Source organism: Buchnera aphidicola (Cinara pseudotaxifoliae), assembly GCF_900128595.1.
GTDB classification, from domain to species: domain Bacteria; phylum Pseudomonadota; class Gammaproteobacteria; order Enterobacterales; family Enterobacteriaceae; genus Buchnera_F; species Buchnera_F aphidicola_J.
Map to the genome: position 1 here is coordinate 243242 of NZ_LT635893.1, position 25640 is coordinate 268881.

18 protein-coding genes and 3 tRNA genes are annotated in these 25640 nt (G+C 21.7%); 9 read left to right on the forward strand and 12 right to left on the reverse strand.

The genetic code is table 11. The annotated features are described in order from the left end of the window. Nucleotides 1–265 precede the first annotated feature (265 nt). The 4 genes from rpsA to serS all read right to left on the reverse strand — a co-directional run bounded on the left by rpsA (nt 266) and on the right by serS (nt 6157). Nucleotides 266–1936 (reverse strand): 30S ribosomal protein S1, encoded by a 1671-nt coding sequence (gene rpsA / locus BUCIPSTX3056_RS01010; RefSeq protein WP_075474698.1) that lies wholly within the window; start codon nt 1934–1936, stop codon nt 266–268. Between the two features lie 379 nt (nt 1937–2315). Further along, entirely contained in the window at nt 2316–3602 is a 1287-nt protein-coding gene (gene aroA / locus BUCIPSTX3056_RS01015; RefSeq protein WP_075474700.1) for a 3-phosphoshikimate 1-carboxyvinyltransferase, read from the reverse strand. Between the two features lie 57 nt (nt 3603–3659). Then, nucleotides 3660–4748 carry a 3-phosphoserine/phosphohydroxythreonine transaminase gene (serC, locus tag BUCIPSTX3056_RS01020; protein ID WP_075474702.1) on the reverse strand — a complete coding sequence of 363 codons (1089 nt, stop codon included), beginning with the start codon at nt 4746–4748 and terminating at the stop codon, nt 3660–3662. Nucleotides 4749–4852: 104 nt separating this feature from the next. After that, the gene (gene serS, locus BUCIPSTX3056_RS01025) at nt 4853–6157 is read right to left on the reverse strand and encodes a serine--tRNA ligase (RefSeq protein ID WP_075474704.1); all 1305 of its coding nucleotides are present in this window, start codon (nt 6155–6157) and stop codon (nt 4853–4855) included. A 330-nt stretch (nt 6158–6487) separates the two neighbouring features. On the opposite strand from serS, the gene trxB reads away from it, so the two are divergent. From trxB to BUCIPSTX3056_RS01045, 4 genes are all read left to right on the forward strand, one after another. Then, nucleotides 6488–7459 carry a thioredoxin-disulfide reductase gene (gene trxB, locus BUCIPSTX3056_RS01030; protein ID WP_075474706.1) on the forward strand — a complete coding sequence of 324 codons (972 nt, stop codon included), beginning with the start codon at nt 6488–6490 and terminating at the stop codon, nt 7457–7459. Between the two features lie 31 nt (nt 7460–7490). Further along, entirely contained in the window at nt 7491–7706 is a 216-nt protein-coding gene (gene infA / locus BUCIPSTX3056_RS01035) for a translation initiation factor IF-1 (RefSeq protein ID WP_075474709.1), read from the forward strand. 135 nt (nt 7707–7841) lie between these two features. Next, a complete protein-coding gene (gene aspS / locus BUCIPSTX3056_RS01040) occupies nt 7842–9557 on the forward strand; it encodes an aspartate--tRNA ligase (RefSeq protein WP_075474711.1) in 1716 nt (571 codons plus the stop codon). Nucleotides 9558–9667: 110 nt separating this feature from the next. Beyond that, complete coding sequence (locus BUCIPSTX3056_RS01045) at nt 9668–10390, forward strand: YebC/PmpR family DNA-binding transcriptional regulator (RefSeq protein WP_075474713.1); 723 nt, start codon at nt 9668–9670, stop codon at nt 10388–10390. A gap of 429 nt (nt 10391–10819) precedes the next feature. Here the strand turns inward: BUCIPSTX3056_RS01045 and pyk are convergent, their stop codons facing one another. Further along, nucleotides 10820–12262, reverse strand: coding sequence for a pyruvate kinase (gene pyk / locus BUCIPSTX3056_RS01050; protein WP_075474715.1), 1443 nt, complete (start codon nt 12260–12262; stop codon nt 10820–10822). Nucleotides 12263–12672: 410 nt separating this feature from the next. On the opposite strand from pyk, the gene zwf reads away from it, so the two are divergent. From zwf to tsaB, 3 genes are all read left to right on the forward strand, one after another. Then, the gene (zwf, locus tag BUCIPSTX3056_RS01055; protein ID WP_075474717.1) at nt 12673–14136 is read left to right on the forward strand and encodes a glucose-6-phosphate dehydrogenase; all 1464 of its coding nucleotides are present in this window, start codon (nt 12673–12675) and stop codon (nt 14134–14136) included. A gap of 1226 nt (nt 14137–15362) precedes the next feature. Further along, nucleotides 15363–16931 carry a TerC family protein gene (locus tag BUCIPSTX3056_RS01060; RefSeq protein WP_075474719.1) on the forward strand — a complete coding sequence of 523 codons (1569 nt, stop codon included), beginning with the start codon at nt 15363–15365 and terminating at the stop codon, nt 16929–16931. A gap of 73 nt (nt 16932–17004) precedes the next feature. Then, the gene (tsaB, locus tag BUCIPSTX3056_RS01065; protein ID WP_075474721.1) at nt 17005–17679 is read left to right on the forward strand and encodes a tRNA (adenosine(37)-N6)-threonylcarbamoyltransferase complex dimerization subunit type 1 TsaB; all 675 of its coding nucleotides are present in this window, start codon (nt 17005–17007) and stop codon (nt 17677–17679) included. Between the two features lie 26 nt (nt 17680–17705). Here the strand turns inward: tsaB and minE are convergent, their stop codons facing one another. Genes minE through minC form a run of 3 tightly spaced genes read right to left on the reverse strand, consistent with a single transcriptional unit; the run spans nt 17706 to nt 19530 of the window. Further along, complete coding sequence (gene minE, locus BUCIPSTX3056_RS01070) at nt 17706–17951, reverse strand: cell division topological specificity factor MinE (RefSeq protein ID WP_075474724.1); 246 nt, start codon at nt 17949–17951, stop codon at nt 17706–17708. Nucleotides 17952–17953: 2 nt separating this feature from the next. Next, nucleotides 17954–18766: a septum site-determining protein MinD gene (minD, locus tag BUCIPSTX3056_RS01075; protein ID WP_075474726.1), complete on the reverse strand. Its 813-nt coding sequence runs from the start codon at nt 18764–18766 to the stop codon at nt 17954–17956. Between the two features lie 38 nt (nt 18767–18804). Beyond that, nucleotides 18805–19530 carry a septum site-determining protein MinC gene (gene minC, locus BUCIPSTX3056_RS01080; protein WP_075474728.1) on the reverse strand — a complete coding sequence of 242 codons (726 nt, stop codon included), beginning with the start codon at nt 19528–19530 and terminating at the stop codon, nt 18805–18807. 250 nt (nt 19531–19780) lie between these two features. On the opposite strand from minC, the gene BUCIPSTX3056_RS01085 reads away from it, so the two are divergent. Beyond that, nucleotides 19781–20827, forward strand: a complete 1047-nt coding sequence (locus tag BUCIPSTX3056_RS01085; protein WP_075474730.1) for a methyltransferase — start codon at nt 19781–19783, stop codon at nt 20825–20827. Nucleotides 20828–20832: 5 nt separating this feature from the next. Here the strand turns inward: BUCIPSTX3056_RS01085 and BUCIPSTX3056_RS01090 are convergent. The 4 genes from BUCIPSTX3056_RS01090 to BUCIPSTX3056_RS01105 form a co-directional block, all read right to left on the reverse strand. After that, nucleotides 20833–20917: transfer RNA gene (locus tag BUCIPSTX3056_RS01090), tRNA-Leu, on the reverse strand. Between the two features lie 31 nt (nt 20918–20948). After that, nucleotides 20949–21019: transfer RNA gene (locus BUCIPSTX3056_RS01095), tRNA-Cys, on the reverse strand. A gap of 42 nt (nt 21020–21061) precedes the next feature. Beyond that, a tRNA-Ser gene (locus BUCIPSTX3056_RS01100) sits at nt 21062–21146 on the reverse strand. Between the two features lie 182 nt (nt 21147–21328). Then, the gene (locus BUCIPSTX3056_RS01105) at nt 21329–22387 is read right to left on the reverse strand and encodes a hypothetical protein (protein WP_075474732.1); all 1059 of its coding nucleotides are present in this window, start codon (nt 22385–22387) and stop codon (nt 21329–21331) included. 2286 nt (nt 22388–24673) lie between these two features. On the opposite strand from BUCIPSTX3056_RS01105, the gene BUCIPSTX3056_RS01110 reads away from it, so the two are divergent. Further along, on the forward strand, nt 24674–25390 hold the full coding sequence (locus BUCIPSTX3056_RS01110) for a hypothetical protein (RefSeq protein ID WP_075474735.1): 717 nt from the start codon (nt 24674–24676) through the stop codon (nt 25388–25390). Nucleotides 25391–25640 lie beyond the last annotated feature (250 nt).

Below are 25640 nucleotides of genomic sequence, written 5' to 3' on the forward strand. Positions count from 1 at the left end.
ATAAGATATTTTTTTTAAAAAAAATATTTTTCAATTATTCTAAAAGTTTTACTTATCTTAATGTATCAAAATATAAAAAATCACTAAAATCTTCTTATTTTAATTTATTATTATTCTCTTAAAAATATCATATATTCTAAAATATTTTTTACTAAAAATTTAACAATTTTTTTAGAATATAAATTTTTAATAACCAGTTAAACAATTTTAATTTTATCATATATTTTTCGAATACAGATATCAAAAAATATTTTTTTTAATTATATTAATTTTTTGCATCTTCAAATGCTTGTGTCATAGTATTATCATTTTTTTTAAAATCAACTAAATTTTCTTCTAATGACATATTTTGTACATTCTTTAGATGTAATTCTTCTGTAATTGATACATATACAATTCTGTTTTTTTTATCAAATCCTTGAATTTGAACTGATAAAGTATTTTTAATAGATAGATTAGATATATATTTTTGACGATATGTAGGTGGTATATTTGCTAACTTTAAACATCCCGAAATACCTGTATCTATGTTTAATAGTATAGCTTTTTCTTCAATTGATGTAACTGTACCAAAAATAACTGTATTTTTTTGATTATTTAAAATATATTTATAAAATGGATCTTCTTGTAATTGTTTAATTCCTAAAGAAATCCGTTCTCTTAAAGGATCTACCTGTAGGACAATTGCTTCTATATTTTGACCTTTTTTGTATTTTTTTACTTCTTTATCTCCTGAAACAAACCAAGATAAATCAGATAAATGAACTAAACCATCAATACCACCATCTAAACCTATAAAGATTCCAAAATCAGTAATAGATTTAATCTTACCACATACCTTAGATCCTTTTTTGTTTTTTTCAGCAAACACATTCCACGGATTAATTTTACATTGTTTTATTCCTAATGAAATACGTCTTCTAGATTCATCGATGTTCAAAATAGATACATTAATTTTTTCTCTAGATTTTACAACTTTAGAGGGATGAATATTTTTATTAGTCCAATCCATTTCTGAAACATGAACTAATCCTTCTACACCTTCTTCAATTTCTACGAAACAACCATAATCAGTTAAATTAGTAACATATCCCGTGTGCTTACTACCCTCCGGATAACGTCGTACAAGATTAGTCCAAGGATCCACTCCTAACTGTTTTAAACCTAATGATACTCGTGTTTTTTGTTCATCAAATTTTAATACTTTAACTTGAATTGTATCACCGATTTTAACTATTTCACTAGGGTGCTGGACTCTTTTCCAGGCCATATCAGTAATATGTAACAACCCATCTACTCCTCCTAAATCAATAAAAGCGCCATAATCTGTTAAGTTTTTAACTATTCCATTAACGATAGAACCTTCTTGTAAGTTTTTTAATAATTGATCACGCTCAGCATTATTTTCTAATTCAATAACCGCTTTACGCGAAACAACAACATTATTTCTCTTTTGATCCAATTTAATAACTTTAAAGTCTAGATTTTTTCCTTCTAAATGTAGAGTATCTCGAATAGGGCGAATATCTACTAAAGATCCGGGTAAAAAAGCTCGTATGTCGTTTAATTCAACAGTAAAACCACCTTTTACTTTCCCGTTAATTATACCGCTGACATTACGTGATTCTTTATGAGCTTTTTCTAAATTAATCCAAGATTCATGTCGTTTAGCTTTTTCTCTCGATAAAATGGTTTCACCAAAACCATCTTCCATTGCATCTAAAGAAACGTCAATCGTATCTCCTATTTTTACTTCTAAATTACCGTTTGAATTTTTAAATTGTTCTATTGGAATAAAGGATTCTGATTTTAATCCTGCATCCACTATAACCATATCATTATCTATTGATACTATTGAACCTTTAATAATGGATCCTGGACGGGTTTCTATTTTTTTTAGCGACTTTTCGAATAGTTTTGCAAAAGATGTTGTCATATAAAATATTTTATTTGTATGATGTTATGAAAGTTTAAAAATTTTAAAAATAAATTAAACTACCATAAAAAGTTAGTCAAAAACCATTTATTTTTCAAATGGAATGTAATAAAAAAAAATATATAAATATTGATGCTTCTATCACCTAAAAAAAAACAATTAATATTTAATTGTTATGATACTAATAAAAAAATAATAATTTTATAATTATAACATTGTAAATTATTAAAGTTATAATCTCAATATTTTCAAACATTAACTTTTTCAATAAAATTATTATATATTAAATAATATTTTTCTATTTAAAAAATAATTTAATAAAAATTAATTGATTAATATTTATTTTATATTCTAAATAAATTTACTATGTATAATTTTCTTAAAAATGACAAATAGAATAAAATTTTTCAAAAAAAGATGGAAATGTTTTGTTAACACACTTTGGATTCAATAACGTTACTGATGTTCCAGATAAAGCAATTAAAGAAAAACACATTGCTATACGATGATCATTGTATGTATTAATAGTAGCATGTAAAAATTTTTTTACCGGATAAACAATAATAAAATCACGTCCTTCTTGCACTCGAGCGCCAATTTTTTTTAATTCAGTTGTCATAGCGTATAAACGATCTGTTTCTTTAACTCTCCAATTGTATATATTTTTAATGTAAACAAAATCATCTGCAAATAAACCTAACATAGCAATTGTCATAGCTGCATCTGGAATATGATTACAGTCAATAGTAATACCAGATAAATTATTTTTAATACAAATTAATGAATTTTTTTTCCAAAAAATAGATACTCCCATTTTTTTTAATACATCAACAAATTTTATATCTCCTTGTATACTATTTTTTTTTATTCCATTGATTTTTATAGATTTTCCTTTTATAGCTGCAGCTGCTAAAAAATAGGTAGCAGAAGACATATCGCTTTCTACTAAATATTTTTTAGGAGAAATGTACATTTGATTTCCTTCAACATAAAAATACTTATAATTATCTATAATATTTACTGAAATACCAAATGTTTTCATTAAATTAATAGTTAAATCAATATATGGTTTAGATACTAATACACCTTTAACAACAATTGTTGTGTCTAATTTTGCTAAAGGAGCAATCATTAATAAAGAACTTAAAAACTGACTTGATATTGTGCCATCAACAAAAATTTTTCCACCTGTAAATCCTCCTCGTACATATATAGGAGGATATTCCAAGTTATTTAAATAAATAATATCAGCTCCTCCTATTCGTAATGATTCTACTAGGTGGTGAATCGGTCTTTCTTGCATTCTTTCGTCACCTGTTAAAAGTACTTTATTGTTTCCAATAGATAATGCTGCTAGTAGTGGACGCATAGCAGTCCCCGCGTTACCTAAATATAAAGTAATTTTTTTTTCTATGCAAAAAGAACCGGAAAGCCCTTCAATTATACATTCTGATTTATTAGAATCCCAATAACAGGATACGCCTAATTGAGATAATGCTTTTAACATATATTTAACATCATCACTATATAATAAATTTTTTATAACTGTATTACCTTTAGATATAGCTGATAACAATAATACTCGATTTGAAATACTTTTTGATCCTGGTAAATTTAATTCACCTTCAATATATTTAATAGGTGATAAAGTCAAACTTTTTTGCATAATAAATAAATTCCTGTAAATAAATAGTAGTAATTATAAAAATGTTTGTGTATTATTTTAACGGAATTTTTCTTCAAAATATTTCATAAAATTAATTAAACAATAAATTCCTTTAATAGGCATAGCATTATAAATAGAAGCTCGAATTCCTCCTACTAAAGAGTGTCCTTTTAATCCTAATAATTTATATTTTTCGGCAGTATCAACAAATAAATTTGTTAATTCATTTTTTGTTAAATGAAATGTAACATTCATACGTGATTGATGAGAAGATATAACATAATTTTTATAAAAATCAGTGGAACTTAAATATTGATACAACAATTTTGCTTTTTTTTTATTATTTTTTTCTATAACCGATAAACCACCTAAATTTTTAATCCATTTAAAAACTAATCCAGCTACGTACCATGAAAATACACTTGGAGTATTGAACATAGAATTTGATTTCATTAATAATTGATAATTTAATATAGAAGGAGACTGTATATTTGGTTGCATTAATAAATCATCACGAACAATTACTACTGTAATACCTGCTGGGCCAATATTTTTTTGAGAACATGCATAAATAATACCATATTTTTCTACATTAATTTTTCGTGATAAAATAGTAGAAGAAAAATCACCAACTATAATTTTATTATCAAATATAGGTTCTTCAAAAATTTCTATTCCTTCAATGGTTTCATTTGGACAATAATGTAAATATGTATAGTTAGTAGATATATTCCATTTTTTTACTGGCTCAATAAATATTGTTTTATCTTGTAATACTTTTCGTACCGACACATACGTAGGAACACAGTATTTTTTTGCCTCTTGAAAAGCACATAATGACCAATACCCACTATGAATATAGTCTGGTTGTGTAAACTTACGCTTTAAATTTAACGGAATAGCAGAAAATTGACCTCTTGCTCCACCATGACAAAATAAAACATGATAATTTTTCGGTATATTTAATATAGAACGTAAATCTTGTTCAACTTGAAAAGTATATTCTATAAACTTTTGACTACGGTGACTTATCTCAAGAATTGAAGATTGAGAATTATTCCAATTAAAAAAATTTTTTTTTATTTCAGATAAAACTACTTTAGGAAGAATAGATGGACCAGGATTAAAATTATACACGATAGCCATATTTATCACCAATATCATTGTTATATTTTAGGCGCTCTAGGACAGAGAAGTTGATTTTTTTTTTTTTTTTTTATTTAAAATACACACCAAAATTTTTTATTAAATTAAATTAAAAATTTCATACCGTTCATGTAAGGCTGTTGTAATACTTTTGGAATAGAAATTTTTCCATTAGAACACTGAAAATTTTCTAAAATAGCAGCTAAAGTTCTTCCGACAGCTAACCCTGAACCATTTAGAGTGTGTAAAAAAAAATTTTTTTTATTATCGTTATCTTTATAACGAGCATTAATCCTTCTAGCTTGAAAATCACCAATCATTGAACATGAAGATACTTCTCGATATGTTTTTTGAGCAGGAAACCATACTTCTAAATCATATGTTTTTTGAGATGAAAAACCTAGTTCGCCTGTACATAACAATATTTTTCTATATGGTAATCGTAATAATTGCAATATTTTTTCTGCATGCTGTGTTAAGATTTCAAGCGTATTTTCAGATTTTTGCGGATGTACAATTTGTATAATTTCAACTTTATCGAACTGACGATTCCTAATTAATCCCTTAACATTCTTTCCATAAGTATTTTTTTCAGCACGAAAACAAGAACTAAGAGCAACAAATTTTAATGGTAATTCTTTAGATAAAATAATTTTATTTTGAACCAAATTAACCAAAGGCACTTCAGATGTTGGTATTAAAAATAATTTATCATATTCATTCTTTTGGCAATTACCATGCAATGTGTATGTATGAAATAAATCTGATTTAAATTTTGGTAATTGACCTGTACCAAACATACAAGAATCTTTCACGATATAAGGTATATATACTTCTTTATATCCATGTATTTGAGTATGTATATCTAGCATGAATTGTCCTAATGCACGATGTAGTCGCGCAATTGAACCTTTCATGATTACATAACCAGAACCAGAAATAACAGAAGATGTCTTCCAATCGAATCCTTGTAATTTATTTCCAATTTCTATATGATCCATGATAGAAAAATTGTATTTATTTTTTTTTCCCCATGAATAAATTTTCTTATTTTTTTTCTCTCCAATACCTATTGGTACATCATGATGCGGTGTATTAGGAATAACAATAAGCATGTCATGTATTTTTTTTTTTATTTTTTCTAATTTTTTTTTTAGACTGTTAATAATCAAACGAGAGGTAATAATTTTATTTTTAAAAATGTCACATTCATGAAAAAATTTTTTTCTATAAACTAAATGTTTTGACATTCGCTTGTGTTCTGATATTTTCTTTTCACTGCAAATCTGTAGTTTTTTACGTTTTTTTTCTAATTTTTCAAATTTATTTATATTTAGAACATAATTTTTTTTCTTTAATTGATCTTGATAAAAAGAATAATTATTTTTAATTGTATTAAAATTTAACATAGTATTTATAATTTTCCAGTATACAAATTTTTAATAAATCTATAATATGTATAAAATATATAATTTATTATATACATAATGCTTAATAAAATTAATTCATAAATACTGCATATTTCTTATATTATTAAAATTTTTTATAATTTTATTATTACAATCTATACTTTATATAAATAAATATTTTAATTATCAAAAGAATATAAAAAATGAACAAAATTATATTAAAAAAATAATAATTCTATTATTATACACAAAATCTTACTTTTATTATATTAACTATTTTTTTTATTTGAAAATTTCAAAATAAAAATTATTTTAATAAGGAACATTAATATGGCTGAAATAAAAAAACAATACGCGCAATTAATCATTATTGGATCAGGACCAGCGGGATATACGGCAGCAATTTATTCTGCTCGATCTAACATTGATACTATATTAATAACTGGATCTCAGCCAGGTGGACAGTTAGTGCAAACAAATGAAATAGAAAACTGGCCAGGAGACTATAATCATATTAGCGGAATGACATTAATGGATCGTATGTTATGCCATGTAAAAAAATTTTCTGTTAATGTTATTCGTGATGTAATTAAATCTGTAAACTTTAAAAAAAATCCTTTTAATTTAATTGGGGAAGAACGTACATACTCCAGTCAAGCAATTATTATAGCAACCGGATCCTATGCAAAATTGTTAAATATTACTTCAGAAAATTTATATATGGGAAAAGGAATATCTACCTGCGCTGTTTGTGATGGATTTTTTTATAAAAATCAAATTGTAGCTGTAGTAGGAGGAGGAAACTCTGCTTTAGAAGAAGTTATATACTTATCTAATATAGCTAAAACAGTATACTTGATTCATCGCCGCGATCAATTCCGAGCAGATAAACTATTAATTGATCGATTATATGAAAAAATAAAAATAAAAAATAATATCATTATTTACTTTAATTCTATTATTATAGATATATTGGGAAATAAAAAATCAGTAAATAAAATTAAAGTTTTTTCTAACGTAGATAATACAATTAAGTATTTAAATGTATCAGGATTATTTATTGCAATCGGACATATTCCAAATTCTCAAATATTTTCTAAATATATTGACATTCACAATAATTATGTAAAAATTAATAATAATAAAAATTATATGAAAACACAAACTAATATACCAGGAATATTTGCTGCAGGAGATGTATCTGATTCAGTCTATAAACAAGCTATAACAGCTGCAGCGAGCGGGTGCATGGCTGCTATAGACGCTGAAAAGTATTTAAATAGTAGTTTTAAATTAAAATAAAAACTACATAAAACTATTAAGGATTTATTTTATGAAAGAGAAAAGTATAGAAATGCAAGGTATAGTAATAGATACTCTTCCAAACACCATGTTTAAAGTGGAATTAGAAAATAAACATATAATCATAGCTCATATATCTGGAAAAATGAGAAAAAATTATATAAGAATTTTAACAGGAGATAAAGTTACGTTAGAATTAACACCTTATGATCTTAGCAAAGGAAGAATTATTTTTAGAAGTAGATAAATTTTTTAATAACTATTGTATTTATAACAAATAAATTAACTATCTTACAAAAAGTTATAATTATACAATAAAATTTATAATAATCAATATTATCTATTTTATGGTTTTTATAAAATTAAAAGTATTAGGATAAATATGCGTACAAGATATTGCGGAGAAATTACACTAATTGATATCAATACAATAATTACTATATGTGGTTGGATAAATAAAATACGAATTTTAAAAAAAATAATTTTTATTGAAGTACAAGACACTACAGGAACTATACAAGTTTTTTTTAATAAAGAAAACAATACATATCTTTCTTCAATACTACATTTACGTCATGGTTTTTGTGTACAAATACAAGGTTTAGTTACTATAAAAAAATCATGTAATTTACTAAAAAATACTTCAAAAAAAAAAATAATAGAAATTATAGGGTTTTCATGTTTTATATTCAATAAAACACTACCCATTCCGTTAGATTATACAAAAAAAAATAAAGAAGATATTAGATTTAAATTTCGTTATTTAGATTTACGTCGTAATATAATGTTTCAAAATATTAAAAAACGCAGTGAAATAACTACTATAATTAGACAGTTCTTTATAAAAAACAAATTCCTAGAGATTGAAACTCCTATTTTAACTAAATCTACTCCAGAAGGAGCATCAGATTATTTAGTTAATAGTCGATTATATCCAGGTAAATATTATGCATTACCTCAATCTCCGCAATTATTTAAACAACTATTAATGATTTCTGGAATAGATAGATATTATCAAATTGCTAAATGTTTTAGAGATGAAGACTTACGATCTGATCGACAACCAGAATTTACACAAATAGATATAGAAATAGCTTTTTTAAGAAAACATCATATACAAAAATTAATAAATAATTTAATACAAAAATTATGGTTATCCATTAAAAAAACAAAATTGAAAAAAATAAAAAAAATGAGTTATTGTGATAGTTTATCAATATATGGAACAGATAAACCGGATTTAAGAAATCCTATTAAATTTATTAGTTTAGATTATTTTTTTAAAGATAATTTAAAATACTTTTTTCCTTGGTTATTAAAAAATAATTCTAATCGTATAATTTCCATTAGAGTTCCCAACGGGACAAACCTCATTTCAGAAAAAAAAATAAAAATTTATAAGAAATTTTTTAAAAAAAAAAAATTACATCAATTTATGTATACAAAAATTATTAATAAAGAAAGTTATAATATACATATGGATTCATATTTAAAAAAAAAAATCAGTAATACACAAATATATAATATATTTTCTCAAAATATTATCCATAACGGAGATATATTTTTTATAGTAGCAGAAGAAACAAATTTAGCTAATAAAATATTAAGTGAATTAAGATTAAAAATTGGAATTGATTTCAAAATAACAGATTTAAAAAAAGTATGTCCTATCTGGATTACAAATTTTCCCTTATTTAAAAAAGATAAAAATGAAAATTTAAAATCTATGCATCATCCATTTACTTCTCCAAAAAATGATGCGCGAAATATAACTTTTACTGACCCATGTAAAATCTTATCCAGTGCATTTGATTTAGTAATAAATGGTTGTGAAATAGGGGGGGGATCTCGGAGAATTCATAGTTACGAACTGCAAACAAAAATTTTTGACATACTCCAAATTGATAAAATTAAACAAAAAAAAGAGTTTGGTTTTTTTTTAAATGCTTTACAATATGGTGCACCTCCTCATGTAGGGTTAGCATTAGGTTTAGATCGCTTAGCTATGCTATTAACAGATAGTAAGACTATTTCTGACGTAATTGCGTTTCCAAAAACTACTTCGGCAACTTGTTTAATGACAGGAGCTCCATGTTAATAACTAGTCTTATAATTCATATTATATAATTTTATTTATATTAAAATAAATGATAACAAATTATATCATAAATATTTTAAAAAAATATTTCGTAATATAAACGAGGAACTATGGCGGGACACAGCAAGTGGGCAAACACAAAACATAGGAAAAATGCTCAAGATATAAAACGTAGTAAAATATTTACAAAAATAATTAAAGAAATTTCTACTTCTAGCGCAAAGTATGGTTCAGACATAAGTCAAAACTTTCAATTGAGAAATCTTTTAGAAAAAGCTCATACACATAATTTAAAAAAAACATCAATCAACAAAGCAATACAGCGCAGTACTCAAAATAACAAACAAGATATTTTTAATGCTATGAAATATGCAGGATACAGTTCATCTGGAGTTGCTATTGTTATTTATTGTAATACTGATAATAGTAATAGAACTGTATCTAGTATAAGAAGTATTTTTTCTAAGTTCAATGCTCGTTTGATAAAATTTAATAATGTTAAATATTTATTTGATTGTTTTTATACAATACATATTAATCTTAAAGATTATGATGAAAAAAACCTATTAAATATAGTTAATAACAGCCCTTTAATTATCACAAAAAAAATAAATAAAAATTTTTTAAAAATTAAAATTTTTGCAAAATATTTCAAAATAGTAAAAAAACATTTTTTATTTTATTCTGTTTTTTTTACAAACGTTACTATAAAAATTATTCCTAAAATTATACAAAATATAAATATAGATGATTACAATAAATTAAAAAATATGATTTTTTTATTAGAAAAATTAAAAGAAACAACATACATTATCCATAACGGAAAAAATTAAATTAACTAAAATAGTAATATTTAAATATCATTATAATCAATACAATTCAAAAAAATTATTATATGAAATATAATACGTATATTATATTTAATACTTAAGTTATAAAAATTATATATTTTTTATGTTAAATAATATACGTGTATTTATGCTACTGTAAAAACACATTAATTTTCTGAATTGACTATATATGATAAACAATTAAACATTATACTTATATATACATAATAATTACGCATTATTTTTTAAAATGATATTTTAGAAAAAATAACTATTTATAATAAATCATATTATTGAAATACAATAAAAATTTTTAAAAATTTATTTGTATATAATTACATATATTTTTATATATAATATATTCTATATGTTTACTCATATTAGTCAAGACAGAGTATTTCTGTTTATAAACAACAATTTAAAAAAATACTTCTACAGTACGGGTACAATCTGTACCGTATTAACAATACTTGTGTTATTTGTTTTACAAGACTTTACTAACACTACATTTGTATTTATAGACAGTGAATATTTTTTTTTTAACAACGAAAGAACTGAATTAATAGAATTGCTATCAGTAAAACTATTCTTTGAATACACTGGAACAACACCCTTATATAAAGAACATATTCTAAGTTTTTTAACATAATTAGATACATAAAAAATTGGTAATCCAGATGTAATTCTTGATGTTAATAAAGCAATTTTATTAGACGTAAACATAATGACGATTGCAGAAACATTTTTTAAATGATTGGCAGCATACATAGCAGACATCGAAATTGTTTCAGAAATACTATTAAATTTTTCATTAATTCTATGTTTAGAAATATTTGCTCTAGGTAATTTTTCTGCACCTAAACATATTTTTGACATAGTCTGTACAGTAATATTAGGAAAATGCCCAGAAGCAGTTTCTGCTGACAACATCACTGCATCTGTTCCGTCCAGAACAGAATTAGCAACATCCATAACTTCTGCTCGTGTAGGAAAAGGATTTATAATCATAGATTCCATCATTTGCGTAGCAGTAATCACTACTCGATTCAGTTGTCTTGCAATTTTTATTAATCTTTTTTGTATTCCTATTAGTTTATAATCACCAATTTCAACACCTAAATCTCCTCTAGCAATCATAATTACATCTGATGCCAATACAATTTCTTTTATTATTTTTTCGGATGATATAGCTTCTGCTCGTTCAATTTTAGCAATAATTTTTGCTTTACTACCAGATTTTTGCATTAACAACCGAGCTTTTTGTAAGTCTTTTGGGGATCTAGGAAAGGATACTGCTAGGTAGTCTACGTCAATTGAAGCTGCTAACTTTATATCATTTTCATCCTTTTGGGTTAAAGCGGATGCAGATAAACCTCCTCCTAATTTATTTAAACCTTTATTGTCTGATAAATGTCCACCGACAATCACTTTAGTAAAAATTTTTGTGTGATTTTTTTTTATAACTTGTAATTGTATTTTTCCATCATCTAAGAGAAGTATGTCGTTACAAGATACTTCATTCGGTAAATTGGTATAATTAATTCCTACAGAATGTATATTTCCTTCATGTTCTAAAACTTCTAAATCTAATATAAAATTATCTCCTTTTTTTAAAAAAATATTATTTTTTTTAAAACTAGAAATACGTATTTTTGGTCCTTGCAAATCACCAATCAAAGCTACAAAACAATTTAACTCTTTTTCTATTGATCTAATTTTTTTAACTCGATTAATATGATCCTTTGCTGTACCATGAGAAAAATTTAATCTTAATACATTAGCTCCTGATTGTATTATTTTTTTTAAAATTTTTTTATCATCTGTTGCCGGTCCTAATGTAGAAACAATTTTTGTTCTTCTTAGAGAATTTTTCATACAATAATTCCTTGAATATACATTTAAATATATAAAATAGTTAACCATAAAAAATAATTTTTCATTCAAAATATTAATCTATACTATTTAATTTATTAAACTTTTAACTACATTAGTATAATATTTATAAATAATTTATCTTGTATAAAAATATAATCATTAATATTTTTATATATACTAAATACTATATTATACATATTGTTGTATAACATTCATTACATATATAAACAATTTTTAATTTTAAAATTGATTATTAATTAATAATAGACAAAAATTTAAATATATTTCTATACTTTAAAAAATTAATGTTTATTATTAAATAATATTAGTCATTATCATTATTTTAAACAAGATAAGTGATAATATCTATTATCATAAATATTAATAATATTAATTAATAAGGTATAATAATGTTACTTAAAAAAAATTATGATTTAATTATTTTTGGAACCACAGGTGATTTAGCTCAAAGAAAATTATTTCCAGCTTTATATCAATTAGAAAAACAAAAATATCTTGTAAGCGATATGAAAATTATCGGAATAAGCAGAACTATTTATACCAAAGAAGAATATCTTCAAATTATTTATAATTCTTTAAAAAAATTTTTAAATGAAAATATAAAACTGTCCGTATGGAAATCATTTAAAAAACGTTTTACGTCTGTTACTATGGATATCAATAAAATTCAAGATTTTATAAAATTAACACCTTATTTTAAAAAAAAAAATTCAACTTTAATTAATTATTTAGCTGTATCGTCAGATATGTTCGAAAAAATTTTTAAAGGATTATCGTCAATTAAATTTAATAAATCAAATTCTAAAATTGTAGTCGAAAAACCAATTGGTAAATCTTTAAGTACATTTTTAATTATTGAGAAATCTATTAAAAAATATTTTTCTAAAAAAAAAATATTTCGCATTGATCACTACTTAGGAAAAAAAACAATACTTAATTTAATTGAACTAAAATTCTTTAACCCTATATTCAATAGCTACCTAAATAAACACTATATTGATCATGTACAAATTACATTATCTGAAAGTATTGGGATAGAAAATAGATGGGACTACTTTGATAATACCGGACAAATAATAGACATGGTTCAAAACCATATGCTACAAATTATTTCGATTTTTGCTATGAAAACACCAGAATCATTTAATCAAAAAAACATTTGTGATGAAAAAATCAAAATTTTAAAATCATTACGAAAAATCAATAAAAACAATATCCATAATTACGTATCACTTGGACAATATTCTTCAAATAACATTAATAATCATATTGTAAAAGCGTATATCAACGAAAAAAAAGCAAAAAAAAACAGTTCTACTGAAACATTTGTAGCTATGAAATTATATATAGATACTAAACAATGGAGAAATGTTCCTTTTTATATTCGAACAGGAAAAAGATTATTTAAAAAATCTTCTAAAATTGTTGTCTTTTTTAAAAAAAAACACAACATTTTATTTAAAAATAAATATATACATTCTACATTAAACCGCATGACAATTAATTTACAACCTATATTTAAGAAAAATCCCAAAAAAAAAATTAAAATATCACAATTTAATTCAAATAAAACTTTTAAAAAAAATAAATTCTATAGTAATGAAAAACTATTTTTTTTAAAAAATAAAATTTTAGAAGAGTATGAAAGATTATTTATAGAAATAATACAAGACCGTCAATTCTTATTTGTTCAACAAAAAGAAATTATTTATGCATGGAAGTGGATTGATCCAATAATACAAGCATATAAAAGTCATCCTATGTTATTACAATACTATAATTCTGGTACATGGGGTCCTCAATCAGCTTTTAATTTGATACAAAAAGATAAAAAAAAATGGGATAACAACTAGCCTCTGTGCTGATGTAACATGCAAAAAAACCATTACTAAAAGAACTTATAAAAATTTTTAAAATAAATTATTTTTATTAAATATAAAATAAAAATATATTCAAAATATTAAATTACCAGATATTATTAATATCTTTACAAATATTTAATCTAAACAAGTTATCGTTTTATTTGTAGAAATAATAAGAAAAATTAAAAATAAATACAGAATATTTATATATAAACACAAACAAAATAATTATAAACATTTAACAAAAGATAATTCCAGAAAATTAATTACAAAATATTTATAAACATTTATATAATAAAAAATCTTTAAAGTATTATTAGTTTTTAAACTAAAAAATTAATATCTTTTAATTATTATTTTGATTTTTCAAAGAAAAATAATGTATATTATATATAATTATACTATTGATAATTATATATTAAATATATTTTAATTTAAAATACAATTAAGCGTGTAATGATATTATTACATTATATAAATTCTTTAATGTTTTAAAAACTTTGCATATACAAAATATATGTATATTACATCTTTATATATATTAAATGTATAGTATCTAAAAAATCTAATTCTGTTTAAGAAGAATTCATAAAAATATTTTACTAAAAGTAATATTCAATAACAAAAATTTTCTATAGATTTTTATCTACATAAAAAATAATAATATTAAAAAATTAATATATATTTTTTAAAAATAAATAAAATAAATAATTAAGTAATGAATAATACTTAACGATAGATACTTATTATAATGTAATATACAATCATTTTAATTTTGATATACTAGTATCTTATATATATTAATAATAATTACATCACATATAAACAAATTAATATGTGTATTTACATATAGAAAATATATTTATATGATAAATATTAAAATAAGATATATATTTAAATATATAGTTAAGTAATGTAAAAATAAATTTATTTATATAAAATCTATTTTTTTATATTTAATATATTGAAATATTATTTATTACTATAATCTAAAAAATTTATTTACTAAATATCATAGTTATAAAATTTTCTATTATAATAATATATTCTACAAAAATATTATTATATAGAAATGCATACTTAATATGGTTTTAAACCATATAATGTAAAAATTTACATTATAAATAAAATAATTATCAAAAAAAATATCTAGCATTAAGTACGATATTCTTTTAATTCATTTAAAATCAAATATTTTTATTAGGAGTAATTTTTTTATGCATGCTTTTTTAGATCCATCTGCCTGGGCGGGTCTCTTTATATTAATATTTTTAGAAACAATTTTAAGTATTGACAATATAATATTTATTGCTATTTTATCTAAACAATTACCATATCATCAACGTAACCGAGCAAGATATACCGGTTTAATATTAGCCTTATTAATGCGTTTTGGGTTATTAGTTATTGCTTCTAGTTTAGTAAATCTAACTAAACCTATTATAATAAATAAATTTTTTATTTTTTCTACAAAAGAAATCATATTGTTAATTGGAGGATTGTTTTTATTTTTTAAAACAACATTTGAATTATATAACCATATAATAAATATCACTCATCAATCTCAAAAAAAAAATAAACAATCAAGTTTTTGGTATGTAGTAATTCAAATTGTAATATTAGATGCAATATTTTCACTTGATTCTATTATGACTGCTATAGGAACAGTACAAAATATAGTAATCACAATATCTGCAGTAACAATATCAACCATTATTATGATATTTATATCTAAAGTGTTCATTGACTTTATTAATTCACAAAAAACAACAATAATTTTATGTTTAAGTTTATTGTTAATGATTAGCATAAATCTAATTATAGAATCACTAGGTTTTTGTTTTCCAAAAGAATATTTATATATATCTATTGGATTTGCTTTATTTGTTGAGATTATGAATCAAATCAGAATAAGAAACATAATTTCAAAAAAATCTATACAACCATTTAGAACTATGATTCTTTGTTCTGTAAAAAAAATAGTCAAAAAGGCTGTGGAAGACAGAGCAAACAGCGTTGGAAAGACAGAAAGATCGTGTTTAATTCATGACTCTAATTACAATTATTTAATTAATAATATTTCTTCCGAAACAATACAACAAAAAGAAATTAATATTATCAATAATGCATTAAAAATAGGTGATAAATCTATTAATGATATTATGGTTCATAAAGATAAAATTATGTGGATTGATATTACTAATAATTATAAAACAATTGAAAAAATAATATTAAACACTGAATATAATGTATTACCGGTATGTTATAAAAATTTAAATGAAATAATTGGCGTAGTACCTAAACATAAACTTCTTCGTATAATAAATAAAAATAAAGATATTTATAATTTAGCAATACAATATCCGCCCATTATAATTCCTAATACAATCAATACAATTAACACATTACATTTTTTACGTTATTCAAAAAATAATATAATTATGATCAGTGATAATTTAGGTTCAATTCAAGGCATGATAAAATCTTCTAATGTATTTAACATATTTGTAGGAAAATTTTTAAATTCAAAAAAAATGCCTAAAATAATAATTAATAATGATAACTGGATTGTACAAGGATCAGTATCTTTAAATAATCTAAAAAAATTATTAAATATAAAAATTATCAAATCCAATAATAATTGTTATTCAATTTCTGATTTTTTACTTAGTAAATACAAAAAAATCCCTGGGGTAGGAAGAATCCTTTCTGTTGGACCCTACTCTTTTTCTGTATTACAGTCTAGCTTATATAAAATACATTTAGTTAAAATTATCAAAAATTAAAAAAATAAATTTCATAAATAAAGTCTGTAATAAAATTAATATACATAGTATATGCAAAGGAATAATTTTACACATGACAGTTATAAAAACTATTTTAGCTTTAGATACAACGTTGTTTTCTTGTTCTGTATCTTTGTTGTATAAAGGTATAATATATAGTCTATTTAAACAATGCTCTAAAACACATGAAAAAAATATTCTTTCTATGATTAATAAACTTTTAAATCATGTAAATATTACTTTTACAGATATTGATTTAATTGCCTGTACTATAGGACCCGGGAGTTTCACGGGAATTAGAATATCTATAGGAGTATCACGTACTATTTCAGTAGTCTACAGAATTCCTGTTATTGGTTTTTCTACATTACAAATTTTATCAGAACAGAGCTGGAATATTAATAAAATTAATCGTGTATTACTCACTATTCAAATATCAAAAAATCAAATTTTATGGGCGAAATATATAAAAAAAAAAACGGGTTTATGGATAGGAAACCATACAGAAAAATTCTTTCAAAATATCCATAAAATAAAAAAAATAACAAAAAATTACTCAGGAAAATGGTCTACAGTAGGATTAAATATGCGTATGAGTAATTTTAAAAAATCCATTAAATTATTTTATACACACATTACTACTCCACATTCTAAATATATTATTATGTGTACTATTACATACTTAAAATATAATTTAAAATATAACACAACACAACTACATCCAAGATATTTACACACAATCCATTAATAATTAACTCATGAATTATTTTTAAACTACACCGGAATATTAAATTCCAGCTTAAAAACATTATTTTTATTTCTTTCTATTTGAATAAATATTTCATTCGGTGAAACATTTATATATTTCGCAATTACTAATAATAAATCATTTTTTAATTGCGGAAAATAATCTAGATTATAGATATTTTTTTTTTTTTTTTTAATAATAATTTGTAATCTTTTTTTAGCTAAATTAGCGGTATAATTTTTTTTTGATAAAAACAAATCTAATAAAATCATACTTATCTCCTAAGCAACCACTGTAAAAAACTTTTTTTTTCTTCTAATAAAAATCGTAATGGTTTATTATTTCCAAGCAACCGCTGCGCTGTATCAGAATACGCTTGTCCAGCAATAGATACAGTATCTAATACAACTGGTATTCCTTGGTTTGAGGACTTCAAAACGGAAGAGTCTTCTGGAATCACGCCAATTAAAGAAATTTGAAGTATATCTATTACATCTTCTACACTTAACATATCTCCTAATTGTACTTTTCCGGGATTATATCGTGTTAAAAGTAAATGCTCTTTAATTGGTATATCATTATTTTCGGCTCTTCTCGATTTAGATGATATAATCCCTAAAATTCGATCAGAATCTCGAATAGATGCAATTTCTGGATTTGTTACTACAATTACTTCATCAGAAAAATAAAAAGAAAGAATTGCTCCGTTTTCTATTCCTGCTGGAGAATCACAAATGATAAAATCAAAATCCATTTTTAAAAGAATTTGTAAAATTTTTTCTACACCCGGTTTTGTTAAAGAATCTTTGTCTCTAGTTTGAGAAGCAGGCAATAAAAATAAATTTTTTATACGTCTATCACGTATAAGAGCTTGATTAATAGTAGCTTCTTGGTTAATGACATTTATAAAATCATAGACGACTCTACGTTCACAACCCATGATTAAATCTAAATTTCTTAATCCTATATCAAAATCAATAACCACAGTTTTTTTTCCATATAAAGCTAAACCAGTAGCAATAGAAGCGCTAGAAGTTGTTTTTCCAACACCCCCTTTACCAGAAGTAATGGTTATAATTCGAGACATACATTGATACCTTTCGTGTTATTTTATATACAAAAAAATTATTTTAAATATTTTATATATAAAATTCGATTTATCAAACTAATTTCTACACTTTTACCTAAAAATTTAACAGGTATTTGTTCAATAGTTAAATATTCCCCGGCAATTGATATTAATTCTGCAAATAAATATGTACAAAAAATTTTTCTAGTAATGTCTCCATTCATACCAGCTAAAACTCTGCCTCGCATATTTCCATATATATGTATATTACCTCCTGAAATTAGTTCAGCTCCAGAACTAACATTATTAGTAATAATCAAATCATTATATGGAGAATAAATTCTTTGACCGGAACGTATTAAACTATCAATAATATTACTTTTATAACTTGTAGAAGAAGACAAATATGATTTTGTAAGTATTTTATTATTATGATAACAATTAATATTATTATTATATTCCTTTAATATAGTAGAATATTGATTAGATAAAATTGGTAAACCCGAATGTAAAATTTTTTTTTTTAAATACTTGTCTTTACAATCCATGATTCCAATTAAAAACAAACCAACTGATAAAATAAATTTTTTAATGTTAATCCAATCAAATTTATGTGATATATTTTCTACATTTAATACAATTAATTTATTTTTAAAAAAGGAAGGAGATTCTTGAATTTTTTTACGCAAAAAACTTTCAAAATAATCAGGTTGTGTATTTTTTAAATAAATAACTAAGATAGTAAAATTTTTATTTTTAAAAGTCACAAATTGATTTTTCATATATATTAACCTAATATACTATAATTATTATAATTATAACAATTATTATATATAAAATAAATTTTATATATAAAATAAAACCTAATATTTTAAACGAAATAAAATATTTTTCAAAAAAAAAGAAAAAATAAATACTTATTTAAAATAAATTATTTTATAATATTTTTATTTAAAATAAATAATTTAAATAAAATTATTATAAATATAATTTTAAATATAACTAATATTTTTATCATGATATGTTTAAAAAATGAATAATAAATATACCAGATTGTCAAAAATATCTAAAGAATATCAAATATTGAAAAAAAATTTTCAAATATTTATAAAAAAAAACACTATTTTATCAGGAATTATACCAGAAGATTTATGTTATAAAAATTTTTTTGAAAAATCTATTATGTATATTCAATATTATAATTTGTACAAAATAGCCTCTAAAAAAAAAAATAATAACACTATTATTTTTAATCATTTTTATGCTCCACATCAATTTTATTTATCCAAACAATTGATTTATTTTTGTACCAAAAATAAAAAAGAAGTACAATTACAATTGACATATTTACTATCGTGTGTATTAAAAAATTGTATTATTTATATTATTGGAAAAAAAAATAGTGGTATTAACAGTATAATCAACATATTTAGTAAATATATTTTATTTAATAAAATAGATTATGCAAGAAATTGTTGTTTATATAAAGGATGTATACAAAAAAAACCAGTATTTTATTTTCAAAATTTTATAAAAACATATGTATGGAATAATACCATTATTGATAGTTTACCTGGAGTATTCGGGTATAATAAAATAGATCCAGGAAGTAAATTACTGATATCGACTTTTACAAAAAATATAACAGGAAAAGTATTAGATTTAGGTTCTGGAACAGGAATCGTAGGTATTTCTATAGCAAAAAAAAATCCTTCAATCAATTTAACACTGACAGATATTTATGATTCAGCAATTTGGTGTAGCGCAAATAATTTAAAAAAAAATAGTATTATTGGAAAAGTATTATTTAGTAATATTTATTCTAAAATAAAAGAAAAGTACGATTTAATTGTCTCAAATCCTCCCTTTCATAATAATTTACACATTGAATCAAATTTAATATATAAAATCATAATAAATTCAAATAAATATCTAAATAAAAAAGGAGAATTAAGAATCATTCTTAGTTCTTTTATATCCTACAAAAAAATCTTTAAAAATAAAAACATCAATTATAGTATTGTTTTAAAAACAAATCGTTATATAGTATTTAGAATAATTAAATCATTACATACATAATTATATACCCGGAGCGGGACTTGAACCCGCAAAGCCATAACAGCCGAGGGATTTTAAGTCCCTTGTGTCTACCGATTTCACCATCCGGGCATGAAATTTCTTAATTTTTAATAAATTATTAAGGCGCGTCCTGGAATTGAACCAGGTTGCACGGATTTGCAATCCGCTACATTACCAATCTGCCAACGCGCCGCGTAATAATATATATGGACCTATGATACGTCTAATAAAAATTGGAGGAAGAGGGATTCGAACTCTCGGATAATTTCTCATCGACGGTTTTCAAGACCGCTGCCTTAAACCACTCAGCCATTCCTCCTAATATAGATATATTAAATCTATTATAATAAAAAACAAAACAAAAGTAAAGTACTTCAAAAAAAACGCTTTTAACCATTAAATATATGTAATTTATAAATAAAATATATTTTTATGAAAAAACATCAAAATTGATTAAATAATTATTATTTATTAAAAATAAATTTTACTTAAGTAAAATTTCTATGCTACATGTTTAAAAAAATCTTTTAATGAAAAAAACTTTTTATTTAAAAAATCGTAAATATGATTATTTTTTTTCAAAATAGTAGAATTAATTACTTGAACAAAAGCATTTTTTTTCAATAAACCATTTTTAACAAAAAAATTAGACACCTCTAATGAACGTTTAAGAGGAATTTTTGAATTTTTATTATTAATTTCTATAAAATCTTTACAACTAGAAACGACCAAAAAAACATTTTTTTTACCTATATGCAATATTCTATTTTTTAAATTATTTAAGATACCATATGCTGAAGGAGTTAATTTAGAACTATTACAAAAAAAAGAAACATTTTTATGTGCATATATAACATTTTTAATATATTTGGCATTCATCTCATTTTGTAAAAATAAATTTCCTTTGATTTTTTTAAAAATATCATATTTTAAATTAATTTTAGGATACATATTACAATGTATTCCTATATGCACGATATTTAATAGACTGAGTAAATTGTTTAAATTTATTTGATAAAACGATTTGTTTAAATCAATATTCATATTACAATTTAAGTATTGACTTAACAAATATTCTAATCCAATAGAAAAAACAGGTTTGATTTGTTTTTTTTTTTGTAATATTAAAGTATCATCAAATTTATCATTATTAATGGCAGCGGTTAATGTTGTGCCCAATTTAGTGTAAAAATTGATATTTTTTTTGATTGAATAATTAACACGAGCAGCGTATTCTACGGTAGATAAGTATGTGCTGAATGCATTATTTTTAATATCTTTAGTTATATGTTCCAATATATTAGATTTTACTTCTAAATGAAAACGAGAATTAAATTGATATTTTGAGAAAATACCTGGATGTAATGCAAAAATACCTCTTATTATATCATGATAATTTCCATAATATAGGCTCTTATATTGTTTAAATATTTTCATTGGATGTAAAGTATTACTTTGAATTCCAAAATTCCACTTTCTTATGTGAGATGTAGATTTCGCATGTGCTGTTGGAAAAAAACTAGATACAAATAAAATACACATAATAGTAATTTGGTTCATATACATTCCATTTATTAACGTTTAGAACATGAAAATGTTATCTTATTTAAGAATTTTTTTAAAAATTATCAAATAAAAATCGTATATTTTAAATAAAAAAAAATATTTTTCACTGAAATTATTTTTAATTTATTGTAAAATATATCAAGATATATAACAAGATTTAATAAAAATTACATTAATACTATATTTAATAAAAAATTATATATTAATGTTTTATCATAATAAATATTATTAATTTTTAAATACATATTGTTTAAATTTATTATTTAATTTTCAAATTAACTTGTTTTACAAAATTAAGATTAACAAATTAATGATACAATTTGTTCAATATAATATCAAGTCACTATATTAATTTTATATTAATAAAAAATCTTTAAAATACACTTTTTCATACAAAAAAAATTTTTATATAAAATAATATAACAATATTATTTTGTGTACAAACACCAAGAAAAAAATTTTATGCAGTTATTAATTAAAAATTAATATCAAGGATAACAATAAAGAAAATCAAATAATAAAAATATTAATATTTTTTAAAAAATACTTAATCAAGTGGATAAACAATATTTTATTTTAGCAATTACTTAAAAATACATAAAATATCAAATTATTATTTTCATATATTTAAAATATTCATACTAAATTATGTTACATAAATTAATGTGCATCAATAATTTTTTTTAAAAAAATTATTTTATAAAAAAAACAAATCAAAATATAAATAAAAAAATTCTGTTCATGACAGTAAATTCTACAAATCTATATATATAAACAAACAGTGTATACAGACTATTTATCTTAATAAAAAATATGTAAATTTATACATGCGACTAACATAAAAATCTACAACATTGTTGTTATAGATAATAATAATTATTACTGTAATTTTTTATACATATCTATATAAAAAAAACATTTTTAATGTTATTAGGTTATAATTAATACTACATTTATACACATTTACTATTATTTTTATATTTTAATAATTGCATTAATAAAAAACAATTAAGGGTTATTCACACAAAGTGTTGTATGTTTCATCAAAAAATTACAATTGTATAAATTTATATAATAAATTTAATAATCATTAAATAATATATTTACATATTTTAATATAATTAAAATTTTTACAATAAAATCATAGTAAAAATTTATATAAAATATAACTAATAAAATATAAATATCTAAAATTTTAAAAAATAAATCCCTTTATGTATACATAAAATTTTATATTATTTATTTTTAAATAAATAAAAATTAACTCTTAACGTAACCAATCAAAAAAAAAGAGGTATAGTCAGCATAACTAAAAATTAAAAAATTTTTATATAATAAAATATATTTTTATGATTAATACTTCAATATTTACATAAAAAATAATATATATTAAAATATTTATTAATTTTTAATAATTCAATATATTTATATTTTAATCGTATTTATACACATATACTACAAAAATTTTAATAAATATAATTTATGTAATAATTAAATATTATATATAATTTTTTATATCAAAAAAATTGATTTATGAAATTATTAATATATTTATATATTGAGTTAACTATCAAAAATATTAAATATAAAATATAGATATATTTGTTTTATTGTTAATAAATTTTATATCTTTTATAAAGATATTATATATCAACAATATTAATATTATTTATAAATATAAAAAAAATACGAAAATATATTTTAAATAATTTAATAACATTTAAACATGTAAAATATATATTTGTATCAATAAATATATTGAATAATCATTATTACTATCTTTATTATACAAATAGGTATATACAACTATGTTTTTAATGATATAAAAATTATCTACAATAATAGCAACGTGTATAACAATATGGTCAAATTACATTATTTTATATATTAAAAATAAATTACTATTTGTAAAAAATAATTTTGTCATGTATGATATGCAAAATAAAATTTCTTAATTTTTATTATAAAATTATTCTGAAAATAGAAATTTTATATTAAAAAATTAGAATTTATAGTTATAAGACAAAAAAATTATTTTTTTATTAACAAAAATTTTTATACATGATATAATTAATTATTATATATATAGAATAGATATTGGAAAATATATTTATATTATAAATATTATATTTTCTGTAAAAAATAAAAAATTAAAATATTAATTAATGTTAATTAAAAATACTATTTTGAGTATACACATGCTAATATATTTATTTATAAATTTTTAAACTATTAAGTATAATTAAAAATTTTTAACATTTAATAAAAACGGAGACATACATGAATAACACAATATACTCAACAATTATTTTAGATGATAGAAATACAACAAACAATGATGCTATTAATAATAAAAAAATTGAAAATGTAGATACTGATTTTCAAAAAAAATATATATATAATATAAAAATTACTTCTGACAGTAGAAAAATAATAAACAAAAAAAACATAGAATCAGATGATATTCATGTAAAAATACCAGATAATTCTGATATATCTTCTAAAAACTCCAATGATACAGAAATTGGATGGTTTTCTGTTTTAGACGATAAAGGTTATGAAAGATTTATACGTGATGGGCATGTCACAATAAACGAAAAAAGGGAAGTAGCTATGGATAATTACACTGCACTAGATAACAATGATAGACCTATAGTAGTTCCTGTAGGAATAAAAATTCTAATAAAAAACGCTGGAATAATTGTAATTAAAGAAGATAATCATCAAAAAGGTCAAGCACCGATTTTTTTAGGACAATTAAAATCTACTTTATTAAATGACAACGATGTTGTAGCTCAAAAAAACAGCAAAATGTATGATTTAAACAGTTCAGGATTAGAAAAATACAAAAAAAATGATTTAAAGCTTAAATCTAAATTAATGTCAAAAGAAACAATGATGCAAAATTATGAGAAAGAAACGATAAATTTGATGAACACATTAAAATTAGTTCGATTGATTGAATCTGATATGACTGCACAACAAGAAGATCATTAATCTTAAAAAAAATCAAAAAAATACAATTTATTTAATATAAAAAAACAAAAATAAATTGTATTTTTATACAATAACAGACACTAGATTCTTACTAACTGTTAGTTATACATTCTGCATTATTATTATGCATCATATTTATAAAAAAATATAAATTTATTTTTTATATATATACAACATAAAAAAAATATCTTTAATAATATAAATTTTAAAAATATCTACTAATTTTTATAAAAATATAATACAGATACAA